The 20,231-nt window shown below is 54.7% G+C and carries 12 protein-coding genes; 5 read left to right on the top strand and 7 right to left on the bottom strand.

Features of this window, described 5'->3' with window-relative positions:
* Window positions 1-109: 109 nt before the first annotated feature.
* The 3 genes from SH139x_RS01295 to SH139x_RS01285 all read right to left on the bottom strand — a co-directional run bounded on the left by SH139x_RS01295 (window position 110) and on the right by SH139x_RS01285 (window position 4,770).
* Window positions 110-1,702, bottom strand: a complete 1,593-nt coding sequence (locus SH139x_RS01295; RefSeq protein WP_488353485.1) for an arylsulfatase — start codon at window positions 1,700-1,702, stop codon at window positions 110-112.
* Entirely contained in the window at window positions 1,699-3,675 is a 1,977-nt protein-coding gene (locus SH139x_RS01290) for a M61 family metallopeptidase (RefSeq protein ID WP_488353484.1), read from the bottom strand. Before SH139x_RS01290 ends, SH139x_RS01295 begins: the two co-directional genes overlap by 4 nt.
* Before the next feature lie 135 nt (window positions 3,676-3,810).
* The gene (locus SH139x_RS01285) at window positions 3,811-4,770 is read right to left on the bottom strand and encodes a hydroxypyruvate isomerase family protein (RefSeq protein WP_488353483.1); all 960 of its coding nucleotides are present in this window, start codon (window positions 4,768-4,770) and stop codon (window positions 3,811-3,813) included.
* 171 nt (window positions 4,771-4,941) lie between these two features.
* On the opposite strand from SH139x_RS01285, the gene SH139x_RS01280 reads away from it, so the two are divergent.
* The 3 genes from SH139x_RS01280 to SH139x_RS01270 all read left to right on the top strand — a co-directional run bounded on the left by SH139x_RS01280 (window position 4,942) and on the right by SH139x_RS01270 (window position 9,134).
* On the top strand, window positions 4,942-6,894 hold the full coding sequence (locus SH139x_RS01280; protein ID WP_488353482.1) for a DUF5060 domain-containing protein: 1,953 nt from the start codon (window positions 4,942-4,944) through the stop codon (window positions 6,892-6,894).
* A 171-nt stretch (window positions 6,895-7,065) separates the two neighbouring features.
* On the top strand, window positions 7,066-8,358 hold the full coding sequence (locus SH139x_RS01275; protein WP_488353481.1) for a lipid-A-disaccharide synthase: 1,293 nt from the start codon (window positions 7,066-7,068) through the stop codon (window positions 8,356-8,358).
* 44 nt (window positions 8,359-8,402) lie between these two features.
* Complete coding sequence (locus SH139x_RS01270; protein WP_488353480.1) at window positions 8,403-9,134, top strand: hypothetical protein; 732 nt, start codon at window positions 8,403-8,405, stop codon at window positions 9,132-9,134.
* Between the two features lie 20 nt (window positions 9,135-9,154).
* Here SH139x_RS01270 and SH139x_RS01265 read toward each other — a convergent pair whose 3' ends face one another.
* Window positions 9,155-12,271: an error-prone DNA polymerase gene (locus tag SH139x_RS01265; RefSeq protein ID WP_488353479.1), complete on the bottom strand. Its 3,117-nt coding sequence runs from the start codon at window positions 12,269-12,271 to the stop codon at window positions 9,155-9,157.
* A gap of 312 nt (window positions 12,272-12,583) precedes the next feature.
* Here SH139x_RS01265 and SH139x_RS01260 point away from each other — a divergent pair, with 312 nt between their 5' ends.
* Window positions 12,584-12,979 carry a TM2 domain-containing protein gene (locus SH139x_RS01260; protein WP_488356133.1) on the top strand — a complete coding sequence of 132 codons (396 nt, stop codon included), beginning with the start codon at window positions 12,584-12,586 and terminating at the stop codon, window positions 12,977-12,979.
* A 155-nt stretch (window positions 12,980-13,134) separates the two neighbouring features.
* The gene (locus SH139x_RS01255; protein WP_488353478.1) at window positions 13,135-13,866 is read left to right on the top strand and encodes a PDZ domain-containing protein; all 732 of its coding nucleotides are present in this window, start codon (window positions 13,135-13,137) and stop codon (window positions 13,864-13,866) included.
* 114 nt (window positions 13,867-13,980) lie between these two features.
* Here SH139x_RS01255 and SH139x_RS01250 read toward each other — a convergent pair whose 3' ends face one another.
* From SH139x_RS01250 to SH139x_RS01240, 3 genes are all read right to left on the bottom strand, one after another.
* Window positions 13,981-14,919 (bottom strand): DUF1207 domain-containing protein, encoded by a 939-nt coding sequence (locus tag SH139x_RS01250; RefSeq protein ID WP_488353477.1) that lies wholly within the window; start codon window positions 14,917-14,919, stop codon window positions 13,981-13,983.
* 124 nt (window positions 14,920-15,043) lie between these two features.
* Complete coding sequence (locus SH139x_RS01245) at window positions 15,044-16,558, bottom strand: YihY/virulence factor BrkB family protein (protein WP_488353476.1); 1,515 nt, start codon at window positions 16,556-16,558, stop codon at window positions 15,044-15,046.
* On the bottom strand, window positions 16,558-20,073 hold the full coding sequence (locus SH139x_RS01240; RefSeq protein ID WP_488353475.1) for a PPi-type phosphoenolpyruvate carboxykinase family protein: 3,516 nt from the start codon (window positions 20,071-20,073) through the stop codon (window positions 16,558-16,560). The genes SH139x_RS01245 and SH139x_RS01240 overlap by 1 nt, the downstream gene beginning before the upstream one ends.
* Between the last annotated feature and the right edge of the window lie 158 nt (window positions 20,074-20,231).

Here is a 20,231-nt window from a genome sequence, read left to right as displayed (position 1 = left end):
GCCAGTAAATGCCGATGCTCTAAAAATTCAATTTTCCGCGACCCGCCAGAACACCTCCGAGAAGCACGAGTCAGCTTGCTTTTCGATTTCAGTAACATCTATCTAAAACTCACTTTCCCCGGCGGCCGATGGGCCCAAGTTTATCGTCGAAACTTGTCCAATCAGGATGATCATAGCCGGTTCGCTCCTGACGTACTGGCGAGTAGACTTTTTTGTCAGCTCGCAAGACCCGCTCCGCCATCTCCGTCCAAGTTTGGACCATGGCTGCCATACGTTTCGGTTCCGCGTCGGCCAGGTTATTCAGTTCGCTGCGATCTTGACGGATATTATATAGCTCCCAAGGCTGCTTGCGAAAGCTAACAATTTTCCAATCACCTTCACGCAAACCGCGATCGTTTGCGAACTGAAAATGAATCGCCGGCCGACTCTCCTGAGCCTTGCCCGCCAGCACGGGAGCCAGAGAAATCCCCGTTAAGGGACTTAATTGCCGACCGGGCCACTGCTGCGGAATCGTCACTTCACAAATCTCAGCCAAAGTTGGCAGTACGTCAATCAAGTGCGCTGGTGAATCGACGATTGCACCGGGAGCCAGCTTCAACCCAGCCGGCCAATGCACGATCGCGGGAGTGCAAATTCCACCTTCAAATTGATTCTGTTTGTAAAAACGAAACGGCGTGTTGCGAGCCCAAGCCCAACCCGTGGAATCACTCCAACTAACATCGCCACTAGTCGGCTCGGCTTTTAGATTATTGGAACGTCGATCGTAGGGGCACGCACCGTTGTCAGATACGAAAAGGATCAACGTGTTTTCAAGCTCACCTGCCCGCTCCAGATCTTTCACCAACCGCCCAACCTCTTGATCGACACGGTCGATCATCGCGGCCAGCGTGGTCATGCGACGACTCTCCCAATCTTGCCGTTCGGCCCCCAGGTCGTGCCAGGCAGGAATATGGTCCGGGCGTGGACTGGGTTGCACATCGGCTCCCATTAATCCCAACTCCTGCTGTTTGGCAACACGCTGGGCACGCATCTGATCCCAACCTATCTGATATCGACCTTCATACTTGCGATAATCGGTTTCCAAGGCTTGCAACGGAGCATGCGGCGCGTTGAATGCCACGTAGAGATACCAAGGTCGTTGGCTCTGACGTGCCTCGCCAAGGAAATCGATCGCATAATCAACATTTGCCACCGTCGTATAGAATCCGCCATCGGGCACCGTCCATGGCTGGCCGTTGAGGCGAAACGTTTGATCTCCGCGAAAATAGTTGCAGGCACCGCTTAAATGACCAAAGTAACGCTGGAATCCGAAGTCAGTGGGCTGCCGAGCCAGATGCCATTTGCCCGTCATGGCCGTAAAATAGCCAGCTTGACCAAGCATCTCCGCTGTCGTCACCGCGCGGGTCATTTGCTCGTTACCAGCCTGCAAGGCATAACATCCGGTCAACAGCGAGATCCGTGATGAATGACACTTGGCCGTGTTGTAGAACTGGCTGAAGCGAAGCCCCTGAACCGCTAGCCGGTCGAGGTTGGGAGTCTCAATCTCCCCGCCATAACAACCGACGTCAGAAAAGCCGAGGTCATCAACCATTATGACCAATACATTTGGTCGGGAAAGCGGTTCATCCGCCGTAACCACGCCACAAAGGCAACCAAGCCAGGCAAACCACAAAAAACACCATCGATTCACCTGATAACTCATTCCGATCTTTCGGCTAGTGGTTGGAGAATTGCTTCCAGCAAGTCGGGTCGCTCCTCATCGCGAACCAAATTCCAAGCTCTCGGTCCCGCGTAGTAGTGCAGTTGAATCGTTTTAAATTGCTCCCCCACAAGCACGTGCAACTCAATCGGTGTACCCTGTTGGGCTTCGACAATTGCCGCTTCCAAATTTCCAGTGCTCCACTTGCGATCAGCAACTGCGATGATCCGCATGTCGGGGCGCAGCCGGGCTTTGTCCGCGGGGCTCCCCAACAATAAATCACGCACCAAGCCATCGTTGGAGAAACTAGCACCCAATGATGCTCGCAGATCAAAACCAGAGGCGTTGCGGAACGTGTCAGCGGGCACCTCAACCAAATCAGGTTGAGATACGAAGCGGTATCCGAGCAAGCTGGCCACATTGGGATCGAAGTCAGTTTGCAATGATTCGACCCGCCGAGCAATCAGTCCATCCCAATCGTAAGGATGGAGCGCCTGCAAAATTCGCACGACATCACGGCGTGTATAGGGGTTTGGATGGGGCGACTTCTTTTTAACTTGAAAGAACTTACGGCAAAAATCATCAAGCGACTTTTCACCCTCGGTCTTGGCCCTCAAAATGGCATCTGCTTCCAACCAGAATAACATTCCTTCCATGTAGAAGTCTTGGCTCCGCCGCAAACCGGGCCAAGCGTCACTGCGGGCTCGCAAGATATGTGCAGCGGCACCAGTATCAGCCAAGCTGCGCCATTTGCGACCTTGTTGATAGGTGGCGTTGCGCAGCTCGACCACCAGCCGATGGCGAAACTGAGCATCGGTCATTAAACCACTGCGAGCCTCAATCAACTCTCCCAAGTACTGCGTCAAACCCTCGTAGACCCATAACAGTTCGGTATCCTTGGGTTCATGAAAGGTTGTGGTCGCCATCCCCGCCGGCCGGCGATATTTGCCACACCAAGCGTGCAAATACTCATGCGGAATCAACAGCCGGTTCCAACCGCGAAATGCCGACGCGCTGGCAACGGCGCGGGGTGGCAACACGTTTAAAGTCGACTGCGAGTGCTCTAGCCCGTTGGCTGGTAAGGCGTCGGTCAGTCCGAGTAAAACGTCGAATTGATCAAAGGGATGCGAGCCGGTCAACAGATAAGTTTCAGTCACCATCGCCCGCAACTTGGCAAGTATCTCCTCATCCAGCGCCTGCTCAACAGGCTGGTCACGAAAAACATGCAACCGATGAGGAGGAATCGAATCCGCATATTCCGCTTCGACCAAATCCAAAACCTGATAATGAGGCCCGCACATCAGCGGGCTATCAACAAACGTCTCTAGCGATACGGGTGCAAAGCTGACAGCCGCAGTGCCATGCGAATCTTGGCTTCCGGATGCTTGGCTCTCGGCTGCCTCGTCGTCCGAGGCACGGCTGCGGGGCGGGAGTGCGGTGGCAGCTTGCCAGCCGATCGGCAGCAAGAACTCGGAGGAAATTTTGCTGCTGCGAATGCCACTCGACTCGGGATATAGCAACACCGTGTTGGGGCTAATCACACCCACGGTATCACTCCCCCAGGAGTCATGCCCCATGGAATTGACCGAGGGCTGATTGGTGATGTAGCGGAGCTCGATCCGCAGCTGTTCCGTACCGGGCGGCACATCCACTTCCAAGCGATAAACTTCGCCGGGCGTTCGCTTCCAAGTCAGCAGATTGCCGGCACCATCTTCGATGATCAAACCAGCCAAGTTCTCGACGGGTCCTCCCGGGCCGTGCGAACCGGGCACCCATTTGGGATACCAGAGGGCAAGTCGATGTGATTTCGCTTGCGGGCTCAGAGGCAGTTCGATCTGTGCAAGCAGCAATTTCCGAGGCAATTCCCGCGCGTCAATCGTGACGTGCATAGTATCGGCCGCGAATACAGAACGGTTTACCAACCCACCACCCAGAACCAGGCAAATCAACAAGGAAATCGAAGCAAAAATTCGCATTATTCTATAAACCAAGCATACCGAGGAACTCATCGAGCAAACTGTCAACTCTTCAGGCTAATCAGTCCGGCCCAGCCGCGGAAACCTAAACTGATACAATCGTCACTCAAACCGCGTGGCTTGAAATTTCCCCAATTAACTCGGATCGACAGCACGATAAGCGTCGATCACCGCTCGTTCTCCCCCGCCGCCCGGTAGCGAATTGCCATGCTCCATTCCATAGATAAAGCTCTTAGCTTCCTTGACGCTGCGCTCGTGAATATGGCTCAGCACACGTTTGTAGTTGATCTCGCCGGTACCTGGCTCCTTCCTGCCCGGGTTATCTCCAATTTGAAAATAACCAATTTCATGCCAACAACGATCGATGTTGGGAATAAGGTTTCCCTCCGTGATCTGTTGGTGATAAATATCAAATAAGATTTTGCAGGCTGGACTGTTTACCGCGCGGCAAATCGCGAATGCCTGATCCGATCGTTGCAAAAACAAACCGCCATGGTTGGTTAACTGATTAAGCGGTTCGAGTACCATTACCAAATCGTGAGGCTCTAAAATTGCCGCGCATTCTCGCAACAACTCGATCACGTTGGCCAGCTGATAGCCGGCGGCGAGCCGTCCGCCACCATAATTATTCCACTCGGCATCGTGGATCGATTGTTGATCAATAGAACCCGGCACGACCGTGACATATTTGGCGCCACAACGCTTGGCAATCTCAACTGACTGGCGAACTTTCATCAACACTTCCTCGCGGTACTCGGGCTTTTGCACCGCAAATGTTGGCCGTTCGAAGTCCGCATACGCGACAAAAACTCCCATTCGCATGTTGAGATCTTTTAACAGTTGCCCAATCTGCTCCTGCCGACTCGGGGTCTCCCCGGGCATCGCGTTGTGCTCCCACGCCGTGAACCCTTGATCGTGGGCAAAACGAATTTGGTCCAGCACGTCGGCGCCGCCAAGCGACTTGAACATCCCAGGATGCGGTGCAAAGGCAAGTGAAAAAGGCTGTTGCGAAGGCTCTTGGGCGAATAAGTTGCGAGTGCCAATCGCGACCGCGCCGGTCATGATCATTGTTTTGGTAAATTGTCGCCGCTGCATCAGGTGGTCCTTTCGCAAAAAAATTGTCGAGTGTTGAGGGACTATCGAAAAAAACGCAAGCGGCTCTCCACCGCGCCTGCAGCCTATGTCAGAATAGTAACCGCAACGAGCATTTGACAGACGCTGGAACCTTTTCCGCCGCAAACCTCCTTCTGCCGCGAGCAAAATACGATGACGCCAACAACACTAGTGATCGCAAACTGCTACGTTCCGGCGGCGGCACTGAAGTTGCCAGCGATTTTACTTGCCTGCTTAGTTGCCATCCAAACCGCCGGTAAACTCTCCGCTCAGAATGGGGACGCCACGGTTGCAGTTGCTGGCGAACTGAAGCAATGGCACAAGGTCACGCTAACGTTGAACGGGCCGTTTGCAAACGAGACGGACGAATCACCGAATCCGTTTCTTGACTATGAAATGAACGTCACTTTTGCGCATGAATCAGGGGAGCCAACTTACATCGTTCCAGGATACTTCGCGGCAGATGGCAATGCGGCGGAAAGTTCCGCGCACAGCGGGACAGCCTGGCGGGCGCATCTTGCTCCTGATAAACCGGGCCGCTGGGACTATCGAATTTCGTTCCGGCAGGGGCGCACCGAGGTCGCTGCGGACGAACCCTCGACGGAACCTCTCCCACCGTATGACGGCGGAACGGGAAGTTTCCGCATCGTGCCGTCCGATGAATTGGGGCGAGATCTTCGCGCCCAGGGACGATTAGAATACGTCGGGGAAAGGTACTTGCGATTTGCCGGATCAGGTACGTACTTCCTGAAGGTCGGTGCCGACGCGCCTGAGACACTGCTGGGCTACGCTGACTTTGATGGCACAATCGCGGGCAAGCCCAGGAAAGTGCCACTAAAGACATTCGCGCCGCATCGAAAAGACTGGCGTGATGGCGACCCGAGCTGGCAAGGTGGCAAGGGCAAAGGTCTGATTGGTGCCATCAACTATCTTGCGGGCAAAGGTTGCAACGCTTTTTCATTCTTGACCTATAACGCCGGAGGTGACGGAGACAATGTCTGGCCATTTGTTAGTCGCAATGACAAGCTGCATTATGACTGTAGCAAACTAGATCAATGGGGCATCATTTTTGATCACGGTACCACGCGGGGTATGTATTTGCATTTCAAAATGCAAGAAACGGAAATTGACGATGATCGCCACGGCCCTAAACAAAACGTCAAACTTGTGCCGGAATCGCTGGACGGCGGCAAACTGGGGCCGGAGCGAAAACTGTACTGTCGAGAGCTGATCGCCAGATTCGGACATAACTTGGCACTCAACTGGAACCTCGGCGAGGAGAACACGCAATCGAGCGAAGAGCAAATCGCCATGATTGACTTCATTACCAAACTCGACCCATATCACCATCCCATTGTGGTGCATACCTTTCCGAATCAACAAGATCACGTGTACAAGGCTTTGATCGGTGACAAAACAAAACTATCAGGGCTTTCTCTGCAGAACAGTCACATCAAAGACACGCATTGGCAAGTTGTGAAATGGGTGCGTGCTTCACAGCAAGCGGGTAAGCCCTGGGTTGTCGCCTTTGATGAATCGGGCAGCGCTGCGCACGGCCAACCACCCGACTTGGGTTATCGAGGTTTTGATGGTCGTGACCGCAGCGGAGAATATATTTACACCGAACACGAAGTCCGCCGTCAAACACTATGGGGAACATTGATGGGTGGCGGCGCCGGGGTGGAGTATTACTTTGGCTACCAATTCGCTGAAAATGATCTGGTATGCGAGGATTGGCGGAGCCGAGATCGGAGCTGGGATTATTGTCGCATTGCGATCGAATTCTTTCACAACCAAGCGATCCCCTTTGCGGAAATGCAACCCGCCGATGAATTGGTCGCCGCGAACCCCAAAGACAATCGTCGCTACTGCTTTTGCAAATCGGGTGAGGTGTACTTGGTTTACCTGGCCACCAGCGAGGAAGCTGAACTCGACCTCAGCGGCCAGAGCGGGCTCTTTACGGTTCGCTGGTACAACCCACGGTCGGGTGGCGAGCTGCTTGTTGGCTCAAAACAAAGCATCCGTGGTGGTGAATTGGCCAATTTGGGCGCGCCTCCGCAGGTTGACGGTGAAAATCAAGATTGGCTGGCGGTGATCCGCAGATAGTTGAGAGGGCGGACAGCGTGAAGTCGGCAAGAAAGCAGGTCGGGGAAGAAAATATTACCGTAACTTCTTTGCCACAGCATCACAGCTAAGCCAAACATTCTCTTGACATCGTTAGCGGCTAGCTGTTATTCACGATCGTCGGTAATCCACTCCGTACCGGCATTGGTCCAGATGACAAACCAAACACCCCATATTTTCTTTTCGGTCGGCGAGCCAAGCGGCGACCAACATACCGCCAGGTTGATCCGCGCATTGCGAGCGAGCAGCCCCGATTGGCGAATGCGCGGCTTTGGCGGTCCAGAGATGCGAGCCGTGGGTTGTCGCTTGGATTACGAGCTGACCCAGATGGCTGTCATGGGTCTGGTCGAGGTGGTACCAAAGCTGAGGCAGTTTTTTCGCATTGCCGACATTGCCTCGCGAGTCTTCGCGGAAAGAGCACGTCCTGACGCGGTCGTGCTGGCTGATTTTCCCGGCTTCAACTGGCACATCGCCAAGCGGGCCAAGCGACAAGGTATCCCGGTCTTCTATTACTTGCCGCCCCAACTTTGGGCTTGGGGCGCGTGGCGAATTTCAAAAGTGCGCAAGTATGTGGACCATGTCCTTTCTGTGCTACCTTTTGAACACCAGTGGTATCTCGATCACGGAATTCAATCGACGTTTGTGGGGCATCCGTTTTTTGATGCGATTGCTGATAAACCACTCGACCAACATTTATTGCGTAGACTTTGCCAGCCAGACCAAGCGGAACAAACACCGCTTGGGGCGTCGATTTCGCAACTGTCTGCGGAATTGGTGTTGCCCCCCGCGCGGACTGCGGAACATAAGTTAGTCGCGGTGCTGCCGGGCTCGCGGTGGCACGAGGTACAACGCAATTGGCCAACGATGCTGGAATCAATTCGCCAGCTGTCGCATCAATTTCCCACCGTTCGTTTCGCCGTAGCCGCTTTTCGCGACGCCCACTGTCTCTGGTGTCGTGATCAAATGGAGACTGGGGACTTTGACTTGCCGATCGATTTCTACGTTGGAAAAACGAGCGAAATTATCGCTGCAAGCCACTCCGCGATGATGGTTTCCGGTTCGGTCAGCCTGGAATTGATGGCGCGGGGGACGCCGGCCGCAGTGATTTACCAAACAGGCCGAGTAATGTACGCGGCAGGTCGAGCGATGGTGCGGGTTCCCAGCATCACGCTGCCAAACTTAATCGCTGGACAAACGATCTTCCCCGAGCTGGCCACGGCGGGAAACTCAACGCGGGGCGTCCAGTTCCTCGTTAGCTCACTCGCTCGCATGCTTGGTGACGCTGAGTATTATCAACAGCTAACCAAGCAGCTCTCCGATATGGGGATTCGCTACGCGTCCCCGGGGGCGACCGCCAAGGCGGCTGGCGTAATTAGCCAATCGCTGGGTATTCTAAGCTCCGCGGCGCGTCCCACGGCGGAAAGCAAGAATCGCGTCGCAGCCTAGTTTTTCTTGCAAACCAAACTCCGGTCAGCGACGTAGTTAGGGCGATGAACGCAATTTCAAACAAGCCCGTTTTTTCGAACAACGAACTGGTCGAAACAGAGGTCGAAAGGCCCTTTCGTCCCAGCGGGATCGTGGCGTTTTTGTTAGGCGCGATCAGCAGCATCACCATTTTCAGCAGTTCGCTGTTATTGGTACCGGCGTCCGCCGTGTTGGTTGGGCTCTACGCACTCCGCCCCGCGCGTGCTGGACAAGCCCGCCCGGTGGGACGTTTGCCGGCCGCCCTGGGCATCACTTTGGCCTTGTTTTTCGGCAGTTGGTCGTGGACTTATTTTTCCGCCCGCGAAGCCTTGCTAACGGAGCAAGCGTCAGGATTCGCACGGCAGTGGCTGGAGATTCTCGCTGCCGGAGAGAAAGAAGTTGCCTTCGAGCTGACTAAGCCCAAAGCGTTGCGGCAAATGTCGGACATGTCACTTGGTGACTTCTACAGCTCGGCGAATCAACCGGCGTTCGAAGAACTCGACTCTTTCGCCACGCAACCGGCTGTCTCCGCTGTCATCAACACCTCGCAGAAGCCGGAATGGGTGTTTGTCGAAACTCGCTTCACCGACAGCCAAGATATCCAAGACATGGTCGGCATGGTGTTTTCAGACGCCACCGGACAAGTTCCCCCGGTGGTGATCATCATGAGTCGCTCCACCGACTACAACGATGATGAGCTGCTACCTGACCTGCCCCGCCAGTGGTACGTTACGGGCCTGCAATTCTCCCGATACTAAGTCTCAGGCGGCCGATCAGCTCAGTGGAAATCTCGCGAACGCAAGTCGAGCCCGCTGACTTGCGACGTGAGATCGCGAATTTGGCTAGCCAGCACATGGATGACGCCATTTTGGCTCTCCAGTTTGCCATCAACCAGCCAGGCGTTGCTGGTCTGAGCAATCGTTAAGAACCGCTTCCACACGGCTGGATAAAGTATCAGGTTCATTGATCCCGTTTCATCTTCGATGGTTACGAAGGTGATTCCTTTGGCTGTCCCAGGTCGTTGCCGCATTAGCACTAACCCGGCAACGGTTACATGGCGACCGCTGCGTAATTCAGGCAACTTGCTGGCTGTGACACATCGCAACGCCGCCAATTCGCCACGACAAAATTGCAGCGGGTGGCCCTTGAGACTTAGGCCAACGGTGTTGTAGTCAGCGTAAACTTCCTCCAACGAAGTCAGCGGTTCTAACTGCTGCCAATCATCCTCAGGCAACATTGGATCAACGGCCGCCAACAACGGCAACTCCTGTCCTGACTTCTCTTGCCCGAGCGTGTCCCAGAGCGCGGCTCGTCGATTCGTCGTGACGGATGCCAAGGCGTCAGCATCCGCCAACAGCGCCAGCACGGCTTGGCCGATTCTCGTTCTCCGCGTCATTTCCTCGATGCTTGTAAAAGGTCCAGCCGCCTCGCGTGCGGCCAGCATGCAATCGGCCATCCGCTGCGGCAAACCGCGAATCATCCGCAACCCGAGCCGCAAAGCTAACTGGCCATCACTCGTGGCCTCCAGCGTGCAGTCCCACTGGCTGTGATTGACATCGACCGGCAAGACCCGCACACCATGCTCCTGAGCGTCGGCGACGAGTTGAGCCGGTGCGTAAAACCCCATCGGCTGACTGTTGAGCAGCGCGGCGCAGAAGGCGGCCGGATAGTGACACTTGAGATAACACGAAGCGTACACCAACAATGCGAAACTGGCTGCGTGGGACTCGGGGAAACCATATTCGCCAAAGCTACGGATCTGCCGATATACCTGCTCGGCAAACAACTCACTTAAGCCGCGCTCACGCATTCCTTCCATCAACTTGAGGCGGAGATGATCGATCACACCAGGACGCCGCCAGGCAGCCATGGCTCGCCGCAGTTGGTCGGCTTCACCAGGAGTAAAGCCAGCCGCGACGACCGCCAATCGCATCGCCTGTTCTTGAAAGAGTGGCACGCCTAAGGTTTTCACTAAGACTTGGCGAATTTCTGGCGTCGGATAGACCACCGCCTCGGGATTCTCCCGGGCCTTGAGGTAAGGATGCACCATCTGCCCCTGAATTGGCCCCGGCCGAACAATGGCAACCTCGATCACGAGGTCATAAAAACAAGTGGGCTTGAGGCGTGGCAACATGCTCATCTGAGCACGGCTCTCGATCTGAAAAACGCCCATCGTGTCGGCGCGCTGGATCATTGCGTAGGTGGCGGGATCCCCGGGGGGCAATGTCGCCAACGACCAACGTTGTCCGGAATGTTTTTCGACCAACTCAAAACACCGCCGCAAAGCGGACAACATGCCCAGCGAAAGGCAATCGACTTTCAGGATCCCCAGTTCTTCCAAGTCATCCTTGTTCCACTGAATGACCGTGCGGTCCGCCATCGCAGCATTTTCAATGGGAGACAGTTCGCACAATGGCCCGGCGGTGATTACCATTCCACCGACGTGTTGCGAAAGATGGCGAGGAAACCCGATCAACTGTTCTAACAAGTAGACCCAGCGACGACCGAGTTCGGAAGTCGCATCCAAACCGGCCGCTGCCATCCGTTCGTGCCATTCTGAATACCCGCCGCGTGAGCCGGCAACCTTGGCAAACCGATCGATCGTGTCAGCCGCCGCTCCCAATGCTTTGCCAATGTCTCGGACCGCGCTCTTACTTCGATAAGAGATCACCACCGCGGTCATGCCAGCTCGCTCACGACCGTACTTAGCATAGATATACTGTAAGACCTCCTCACGGCGTTGATGCTCAAAGTCAACATCAATGTCCGGCGCCTCGTCGCGCTCGCGACTAATAAATCGTTCAAATAATAAGTTCATTCGCCCCGGATCGACACTGGTGATTCCCAGGCAATAACAAACCATCGAGTTAGCCGCTGACCCCCTGCCCTGACACAAGATATTACGTTCACGAGCAAACCGTACTAAATCCCAAACGGTGAGAAAATAGGCCTCATATCGCAGCTCGGAAATCAATGCCAATTCATGCCGCAAGCCATCGATGATCTTTTCGGGCACACCGCCGGGCCAACGTGCCTTAGCACCTTCCCAAGTCAAACGTTTGAGATGCTCCAACGGTGTTTTCCCCGCCGGCGCTAACTCTTCCGGATACTCATAACGCAACGAATCCAAGCGAAAGTCACAGCGATCGAGCACCTCGCCGGTGCGGTCGATTAACTCGGGCGACTGTTGATAGATCGCGGCAATTTCCGGCAAACCGCGGAGGTGGCGCTGCGCGTTGGCAAAGCGCGCCACATGCACTTGATCAATTGTCTGCCCGGAGCGGATGGCCGTCAGACAATCATGTAACAACATTCGCTCGGACGAGTGATAATGCACATCACCAGCGGCGACCAAGGGGACACGACTGGCTGCCTCTAACGCGCGGAGTTGAGCCAATTTACCTTGATCGTCGACCCCTTGAGTCAGCTCACACAACAGATAGGCGCGATCCCCAAAGAGTTCGCCGACTTGCTGCAACCCCCGCTGCAACACTTGATGATCGGCCCATTCACCCTGCTCGGGGACAATCACGCCGCAGAGCAGCCCTTCGTTAAGCTCCACGAGGTCATCCCAGTAAAGCTGAGCTTGCCCTTTTTCACAGCGCAACCTGCCGCGGCTGATCAGGCGACACAGGCGCCCGTAGGCGGCTCGATCGGTCGCCCAAAGAACCAACGGAGGAGCCGACTGCGGGGCGATCTCGGTTCCCACTAACAGCTTGAAGTTGAGATCCTTAGCCGCCCCCCAAGCTCGCACCACCCCTGCCAGGGAAGTTTGATCGGTGACCGCCAAGCCCGCATAGCCGAGTTGACTGGCCCGCGAGACCAATTCGTCGGGATGACTGGCCCCGCGAAGAAACGAAAAATTTGTTTTGCAGCGTAGCTCGGCATAACGCACGGCGATCGGTCCAAACGTTCATTTGTGAGCACTAGTCCAGTTCCGGACTCCCAGGATAACGCGACACGCCGGCCAACGGCAAGCGGGAACGAAATTTGCTCCACATACAGAATTTCCTCGCAAATTGAGGAAGATCGCCCGCTCACTGGCGAATAGATAAGAGTGACATTCAGATCAGTCGCATTCATCCGCGTTACCATTCCACCATAGGTCATTCCTTTCGTGTATGCTCCCGCCAAACAGACCCCTTCGCAGTCACGGCCGGTGTACTCAGAAACGGCTGCCCCGCTTAAGTACGCGGCAGAGTATTCGTTGCTGCCGGAGCCATCGCATCCGGTTTGGCTCGGCTATGTCTTTTGGTTATTCGGCTTCCTAGGCGCTCATCGCTTTTATTATGGTCGCCCACTGACCGGTGTCCTCTGGTTCTTCACGGGCGGACTGTTTCTGATCGGCTGGATCGTCGATTTGGTATTCATCCCCAGCATGGCCGAGTCGGCCAATCGCCGCTATCCGCCCGGCCGCCTCGATTATTCGGTCACTTGGCTGCTACACCTCTTTCTCGGCTGGCTCGGGCTTCACCGCTTTTACATGGGTAAGATTGTCACCGGTCTGATCTGGTTGCTGACCGGCGGTCTGTTTGGGCTGGGCTACATCTATGACACGCTCACTCTGAACGATCAAATTGATGAGCGCAATCGGGCACATTGATGAGCCCAATCGGGGGCACAAGAAACAGTACATCAATTGCGACTGAATTCATCTGTTTGTAGCAATTCCTCACAACTACCCACGTCACTGAGGTGTGCGGCTGGTTGTGAAGCGTTGCGTTAGTAACGCCTTCTCGTTAAAGGAAGATCGAACAGATGAAATTCGCACCTACCCCCACGCACCGCAAGCGTCTCTCCTTACTGCTGCGCCGATGCTCGGCCGGCATCGACATGACAAGTCAGCCGATCTATCGAGATCAGTATGGTCGCCAATACACTCCCCAGTACGGAGGTCAGCAGTTTGGGGGCCAGCAGTTTGGCGGGCCAGCAGTTTGGCGGGCCAGCAGTTTGGCGGGCCAGCAGTTTGGCGGGCAAGCTGCCGGTTCACGTGGGCAAGAAAAAGTAGTAACTCCCTTTAACCTAAAGGGTCAGCCATACCGAGTTCGAATTGGCCATCGGGACGGCGCTCGACTAGAAATTTCCATGACCTCCGAGGAAGAGCAAGTGAAAATTCAAAATGTCGCTCGCGGTAGCGCGACGGCCGCTGCGGGACTTCGCTCCGGTGATATCATCGTCACCGCAAACGGCCGGCAGATTAACGCGCCCCAAAATCTGATCGACATCGTCGACCAGCGAAGCCCTGGTGACGAGTTAGATCTGACCGTCAAACGCGATAGTGAACAACAGAAGCTGACCGCCAAATTGCAATCATTCGCCAGTGACCAACGCTCCATGGCTCGCCCTCGCATGGATGGTGGCGACAATATGCAAATGATCAATCAATTGCAACAAGAAGTGCGTCAGCTTAGCCAGCAAGTTGAGGAGCTGTCAAAAATGGTGGAAAGCATGAGCAAAGAGGGCGGAGCGAGCGGACAAGCCAACCGGTAATAACGAATCCGGCAATAACGAAAATAAAGACTCTTAAGGTTCCACCAGCTACGTTGGTAACTGAGTAAACTCGATACGTATAAACCACCAGGCGCTTCCTGGTGGTTTATTTTTTTAAAAATCGTACCAGAGTCCAGCACCGATCTGAGTCTCACTTTCATCAAAAAACTCATACTGGTGCGTCTTTCCCGTTTGCAAGAAAAAACCTGCTCTTAACAACCGGCCCGCACGCGGTTCGCGCCAAGCCCAACCGGCATGTAACGTGGTCGTGCCACTGTAATTGACCTCTTCGCGGAGCTGAGCGTTGATGGCAAAAAATGGTGCCCCCAAAATGCCGGTGGGTCGCGTGGGAGCGTACTCGTAACCGAATTGAAACTGCCAAGGCTCGCTGATTTCATGATAGAAGGCCCAGCTCGCTTCACCATATACTCGGACGCGTTCTCCAAAGTAACGAGAATAACCCAACACCAAGGCGTCACGCACATAGTTTAAGCGATTAAAGGTGGGATTCTTGATCAAATATTCATCACCAATATGTGCGCTCAGATGATAATAAGCAAACTTCCATCGATTAGCACCCCAGGCCATCGTCAAAGGAATACCGGCCCGAAAGTCGACGCTCCGCAAATCAATGTCCTCGTTGGGATCAAGCCGCAGAATCGCCGCTCCCTCCACGTCGGCTTGCCATAATCGACCAAGCGAGTCACTGCCACGGAGCCAGCCAAAACGGCCACCCAACGTTGTGTCCCACAAGGCGCCATCATCACGCTCGATAAATATTTGAGTGCCGATCCGAGGCTCTTTGGGACCGGCCAAATAGGATGGATACAATATCTCCAGCGGCAAAAATTGTGGCTGAGCAGCCATGTCCAAGGTGTCGTACCCTGCCATCGAATAGCTATCGAGCGAGTCGCCAAAACCGCTCCCCGGCGGACCGATGAGCGAAGACTGAGCAGTCGCCGGTAGCGCCCACACCAAACCGACCAACAGCCAGCAAAAACCGCTCAAACAAGCGGCCTGATGGGAGCGGTTGAGCGGAGCATCGATTGGCATGTGAGCGACTCAGACTACACCTGTCGAAGGCCGGCATTTACAGACTGGCCAATTCCCGACGCGGGAAAATTCGGTGTCTATCCGAGGGAATACCAAAAAATAAGTCTGGGGGAAACAGGGGAATTTAAGGGGCGATTAAATCAGCCAGCGTTTTGTCTGCCAACCGCGATTCATCGTGGCGGCGCAGCGCCCGCAACGCTTCCCACCCGCGACTGTGCCGCGACTGCGGCTCAAACCGACCAGCACGCAGCACATCCATCGCCATGATTTGGTCCGCCGGACGGGAAGGCACATACTGGCTGGACTGCTGGGAATCGACCGGCCGCAAAAAATGGGCACGTTCCAAGATTTCAATCATTGGTTGAATCACGCGAGTCGGTAACTTCAACCTCAATCGCAGCTGCTCGCGCCCCAACGCCTCTCCCTGTTGGTAAGCGGTAGCCAACTCAATCATCACCAACAGCAACCACTGGGGATCTCCCGGCATTAGTTCATCAGCAATATCGTCCTCCTCTTTCGTGGGAACGTACCCCGGAGCCGTCTGCAGGGTATAGGTCCAAACCAACCCGAAGAGAATAATAAACCAAGTCAAGTAAACCCAAAATAGAAACAGCGGTATCAACCCCAAGGAACCATAGAGGGCGGAATAGGGAACTGCTTTGGAAACGTAAACTTGGAAACCAAACTTGGCGAACTCCCAGAGTGCCGCAGCCACAAACGAGCCAAACACGGCTGCCGGCAGGCTGACACGAGTGTTGGGCATCAGCGCATACAACAGGAATAACAACACCCAGCCTGACAACAATGCCAAGGCGTGATTAATGTAGGCCGTAGTAGACCAGCCGGTCGCGCTGCTGACATAGTCGACCAATTGCGCGCTCAAATAAAGGCTCATTGCCAACAGGGCGGAACCTAAAGTAATAATCGACCAATGGATCGCCACGCGGAGGTGAATTGGCCGCCCCGAAGGTGCCGAATAGATCAAGTTAAAGACACTCTCCACCGAATCGGCCAAAGCAATCGCCGCATAGATAAATAGCAGCAATCCAACCACACCGATACTGGCAAAGTCGACCGTCGATACTTTCTGTGTCAGCTCACGAAGCGCCCAGCGGATACTGGCTTGCACTTGTTGACGCTCGGCCGTCGAATCAACCGTCGGATTCTGCTCCTGAGGCATCAATTGGTCGTTAATTCCTTCCACAAGCGGCGGTTGACCAGCGAACGCTTCATCCGCCTCTTCGGCCACGTCAGCTTCATCGGCTCTATCACCTGCTGGACTGACCGAGTTTGGTTCAGGCGGTTCAAGCTCCGTGACCTCCAGACTGCTATATGCGTCATTGGTCACATCGGGGACACCGAAAAAGGAGTACATCTGATCGGCGACGCGGGTCTCAATTTCTTCCAATCCACCGAAGACACGAAACGTCACCAGACCAAGCACAACCAGCGGAATCAAGCTGAAAATGGTGCGATAAGTTAGTTCCGCGGCCATCCCCTCGGCCCGATGCCGCAACAACACGCGCCAACAGTGAGCCACTAGTTCACCCGAATATCGCAATTGCTGCTGCCGTCGCGTCAATTCGGCTCGGGGCCGACGCACGGTGTCAATCAGATATTGGATGTATCGTTTAAACATTAAGGCTGAACTCCCAAGGTCCCGCTTAGGGATTGGAGATAACTATCGGCGGAAATCCTTTCGATTTCAGCTTGTACTGTTTCTAATTTCTCGGACAAGTGCAAATCGGCGGCCGCGTCACGATGGTGTTGGCCCCGCATGTATGTCACCAGCGCAAGCTCATGACGTTGATAAAGGGCTAGATCGCGCTGCTGTTGGGCCACCAAGCGGTCCTGATACCATTCGCTGGTCAGCAGATAATCAAGCGTAAACATCTCTCGCACTTGTGGACTCGATAGCGAATGCCCCTGCCAGACTCCGGTCGCCATGATCGACAACAAAGCCTGAATGGGCGGGCAGGCGGAGTCGTAGGAACCATCTTGCAAGTAACCGTTCGCAACCCGTTGTTGGGCTTCGGCAATATACAAAACCCCATCAGCAAAGGAGTCTAGATCTTGCAATTCGGGCTGGAGAATCTCAGCAGTGAACACCATCGAAGGATTATCGAAAACACGTGCCAGATAAGTCAGCACAAAACGATTGGTCATCCGATAGCCAAGGCGGCTGGCGGGAATCTCTCGTCCCTGATGTTCGAAATCAGCAATCGGCTCCAACATGCCGCCATTGATCAACGTTTGAGGATCGCGCTCCTCAGGCCCCATCCGGCACCAAACCTCGGGAATCAGCAGGCTAATATCGTGCCCAACCTCAAAGCGAGGCCCGACATGCCCAGCCGGCGTGCTGAACCCACCGAGCCCGGTGAGCACCATGGACACGTACGCTGCGTTCAAATCGACCGTGGGAACCAACATATTAAAGGGGCCCTTGGTGAGTGCCCCCTCACTGCCCGCTCCCGTCGTGCTGGGGCTTTTCCCCGTCAACGAGCAAATATAATCCATCAATAACTCGGGTAACTCTTGATAATGCAGCGGGCTGTAAACCGCTAAAGAGCGAATACCGGCCTGCATGTCGGGTGGATTATTGCGACGGCCGCTGAGGATCGCCCCGACCGGCAAATGCACCGGTTGATCGGCCGGTATTTTGCGAAATAGCCGCATCCCCCGCTCGGCCACGTAACTGTCGCGGTGCTTAACCAAATCAGGTCGATCTTGCAAGTAACGCGGGTTTTTGGTGACGGTCTGATCTGGCAACTGACGTGGATGCGCGCTACTGACCACATAACCGTCCGCTTCCTGGGCAGCCTCGGCGAGCAGCTTCTGCATCGGCGCGCTATAGCGGTCAAATTCAATCACATCCGCGACAATGGCTCGTATTTCGTGCGGAGACAGTGGCTGAAAGTTGCTGACAAAGTTGCCCGGTTGGGACAAATCATACTCGGTTTGCGTATCCAAGCCGCGATGGATCGCATCATCGGGCCGCTGGAATAACCGATACTCGCAATTCGCCGCAAATTTATAACTAAGCGCTTGCCCAATCGCTGGCCCCAGATTGTCCAGCAACCTGCCCGGAATCACAACGCTGGCGGAAATATCATCTTCCGTCTGCACCTTGGCAGCGGCGATGAAATCTTGCCTGAGCTTGAACGTTCGCCAACGCTGCCCACTGGCCTGCGGACTGCTAACCGACTCCAAGCCAACTCGCAGGTAAGTCCCGACCAAAGCGCGAGCCTGAAACTTCAGTTCGTGCCCGGGTGAACCATTGACAATATCGACGCTGAAGTAATCCTGCCAACGAGTCCAACCGGGTCGCATAAAGCGTTTGATAATCAGCGCCAAGGCATACACATGCTCGGGAATCGAACGCAGAAATTGATTATATTCGTTACTATACTCGGGGCGTGGCGTCAGGAGTTGAATTAGACTCCCCAGGCTGCGCTGGGGATCGAGCACGCTGCGACTCTGCTCCATGGCATAGTCGGGCCGATCGTTATATTCATCCCGCCAGCGATCTTGATAGTTGCGAGCAAAGATCTCTTCCAACATGGCAAAATCTTGCTCGACATCCCCAACATAAATGGGATTGTAAAGCATGTAATCGCTGAGCCCCTTACTGATCTCGCTCTTGCCACCACCCGAAACGGTGCACGGTTTGTGACAGAAAACGCCCTCACCGACCGTACCGACCAGTCGCCACGACGGTGCGGCGGGGTGTTTTTCCAAACGGATCTTATAACCACTCGGCGCGATATATATTTGCTCGGGCGATAAACCGATGCGGTGTTCCTGACCAGCGTGATTCCATTTAATGCAGCGCTCAACTAAAGTCGCTTTGGCATCTTCAGGAATGTAAATCACAGACGGGTGCAAACGGTCCACGCCGTAACCTTCCGGACGTACATCAATAAAATCATGATAATCCTCGGCAACATCAGCGAACGTGCGCCCATTATACCTGCGGCTGTTGACTTGAAATTCGTCTCCCAACGAATAAGAAGCAAACGCCAAGGTCCCACCGGCGTGCTCCTCCTCGACGCCACCCATTAGATTTGCAGCGTAAGAAATCTGCGTTTTGACCTCTTTTTTGCAGTAGCCGAAATAGTTGTCAGCGATCAACGTGACCACTACCCCGGAATCGTCACGGCAAGTTAGCTTAAACGGGGTTCCGTCGTTGTAGCATTCATCCTCATGTTGCCAGCACATGCGAGCTTCACGCTGTTTGGCCGTCGCAGCATCCCAATGCGGCAAGCCCAAATCACGTTTACGGAGCGTGGTTAGGTGAGGTGCCAAAATTACGCAACCGGTATGCCCCGTCCAATGTTCCACGTCGAGCGCCGCATCATTGCTGGGCACCAGCGGATCACCAGCGTTGCCAAAGATCGACTCGACAAAATCCAGGTTGGCAATCAAGCTGGCGGGAGCGAAAAAACGGGTCTCCATCGTCAAACGGCTACAGCAACCGGCAACTTGCGGACGCACCATAGGACGCAGCAGCAGCGACACCCAAGTTTGCGAAGGCTGCGAGGACTGAGATGTATAAGGCAGTTCCCGCAACCACTCAGGAGCCTCCATCGCCGCTTGAAATAAGTTGACAAACACTCCCTTGGGAACCGCTCGCTTATCACCAGCTATCGGCAATCCCCCTTCCACGATATGAAACGTGCCAGCCGTCGTGCGGCGATCCCTGAGCGGATTATGTAACACGCCATTGTGACAGCGATAACTTTGCACCAGCGGATTTTGATAATGATCTCCATGCGCCGGCAAACTCAACTTGCGGGCCATGCCGTGGCGATCCAAGACCAAAGTTTGCGGCGGCAGCCTTAGCACCCGCTCACCATCGGACTGTGGCAAGACTTCGGCGAAATAGGTTGCTAAAAACTCTTCGATGCGATTGTCCACCGGCGCACGATGCTCGGCTAACAGGCGATTTTTTTCCCGCAGGTTCTCCAACAGGCCAACGGAGAATGCCGCCAACACATTGTCTGTCGCATTTTCTTCAGCCGGCAGCAATCCGGCAGAGGCCAATTGAAGCGCGATGTAGCTCCGCAATCGAGATTGCTCAAGCGGATCGGTCCAGGCGGTACGATACCAACCAAGGGCGCGGTCGAGCCAATCGTGATCTTCAACGAAATGCATTTATTCAATGTCCGGTCAGTGTCTGAAGCGGAGGCAAACGAAAGTTAACATGAACGTCTCGATGAACAGCCGAGACGCACCGCTGCATTTTCCCTAAAGGAGCTGATTGCGGTACTGGACAGCCCCGAGTGGCGGATTGGTTGGTATTGCGACGTGTA

This window comes from Kothea flammea (assembly GCF_052161645.1).
Classification (GTDB): domain Bacteria; phylum Planctomycetota; class Planctomycetia; order Pirellulales; family Pirellulaceae; genus Laterigemmans.
This window is presented reverse-complemented; position numbering and strand designations above follow the sequence as displayed.